General features: G+C 72.1%; 1 protein-coding gene. It reads left to right on the top strand.

Annotation, left to right across the window (positions count from 1 at the left end; translation table 11 throughout):
* On the top strand, nt 1-1,815 hold a 1,815-nt coding region (locus ACH4ZX_RS40270; protein WP_398283900.1), incomplete at both ends, for a beta-ketoacyl synthase N-terminal-like domain-containing protein.

Here is a 1,815-nt window from a genome sequence, read left to right as displayed (position 1 = left end):
TGGTCTGCCCGTCGAGTGGGACAGCCTGTTCCAGAGCACCGCCACCCGGCATGTCGACCTGCCCACCTACCCCTTCCAGCACCAGCGCTACTGGCTCACCCCCGAACTGGCCGCGCCCCGCGACGAGATCGAGGAGCAGTTCTGGCAGGCCGTCGACCACGACGACGTGGACGCCCTGCTCGGCACGCTGGAGATCGACCCGCAGACATCGCTGCGCGAGGCACTGCCGCAGATGGCGTCCTGGCTGCGCAGGCGCCGTGCGCCCGAGACCCGGCAGGCTCTCGCCGCCCTGCAGTCCGCAGCCGACCCGGCTGAACTCGAGGCCGCAGCGGCGGCGTTACGTGAAAGGCTCGGCGCACAGCCCGAGGCCGAGCAGCACCGCACCGTGCTCGAACTGGTGCGGGCCCACGCCGCCGCGGTCCTCGGTCACGACGGACCCGGCGCCATCGACCCCGACCGGGCCTTCAAGGAGCTGGGGTTCGACTCCCTGGCCGCCGTCAACCTGCGCAACCGTCTCAACACCGCGACCGGACTGCGGCTGCCCGCCGCCTTCGCCTTCGACTACCCGACCCCGACCGCCGTCGCGGCCTTCATCCGCGCCGAGGTGCTCGGCGAGAACCCCGTCGCCCGCACCGTCACGGCAGCCGGCGCCGCGTATGACGAGCCGATCGCCATCGTCGGCATGGCCTGCCGCTACCCCGGCGGAGTCACCTCGCCCGAAGACCTGTGGCGGCTCGTCGACAGCGGTGCCGACGTGATCTCCGGCTTCCCCACCGACCGCGGCTGGGACCTGGAGACGCTCTACCACCCGGACCCGGACCACCCGGGGACCACGTACGTCCGCGAAGGCGGATTCCTCCACGACGCGGCCGAGTTCGACCCGGCGTTCTTCGGCATCTCACCTCGCGAGGCGCTCGCCATGGACCCGCAGCAGCGCCTCGTCCTGGAGACCTCCTGGGAGGTCTTCGAACGCGCCGGCATCGATCCGACCGGGATCCGCAAGGCCCCCATCGGCGTCTTTGCGGGCGCCACCCAGCCCGGCTACTTCGGCGGCCTGCAACAGATGGGCGGCGAAGGAGTCGAGGGCTATTCCCTCACCGGCAACCTCACCAGCGTCATATCCGGCCGCATCGCCTACACCCTGGGCCTGGAGGGGCCGGCCCTCACCGTCGACACCGCCTGCTCCTCCTCGCTGGTCGCCCTGCACCTCTCCGCGCAGGCCCTGCGGCAGGGCGAGTGCACGCTCGCCCTGGCCGCCGGCGTCACGGTGATGCCGACGCCCGACCTGTTCGTCGAGTTCAGCCGCCAGCGCGGCCTCGCCAAGGACGGCCGTTGCAAGGCGTTCTCGGCCGCCGCGGACGGCACCGCTTGGTCGGAGGGCGTGGGCGTGCTGCTCCTGGAGCGCCTGTCGGACGCGCGGCGCAACGGCCACCGGGTTCTCGCGGTCGTACGTGGCTCCGCCGTCAACCAGGACGGCGCCTCCAACGGTCTCATGGCTCCCAACGGGCCTTCCCAGCAGCGGGTGATCCGGCAGGCCCTGGCCAACGCTCGCCTCAGTCCCGCCGACGTGGACGCGGTCGAGGCGCACGGCACCGGCACGGCGCTGGGCGATCCGATCGAGGCGCAGGCGCTGATCTCGACGTACGGGCAGGAGCGCGCCGAGGACCGGCCGCTGTGGCTGGGCTCCCTGAAGTCGAACATCGGCCACACCTCCGCAGCGGCGGGTGTGGCGGGTGTGATCAAGATGGTGATGGCGATGCGGCACGGTGTGCTGCCGCGGACGTTGCACGCGGAGGAGCCGTCGCCGCATGTGGA

It is taken from the genome of Streptomyces sp. NPDC020490, assembly GCF_044335305.1.
GTDB lineage: Bacteria > Actinomycetota > Actinomycetes > Streptomycetales > Streptomycetaceae > Streptomyces.
This window is presented reverse-complemented; position numbering and strand designations above follow the sequence as displayed.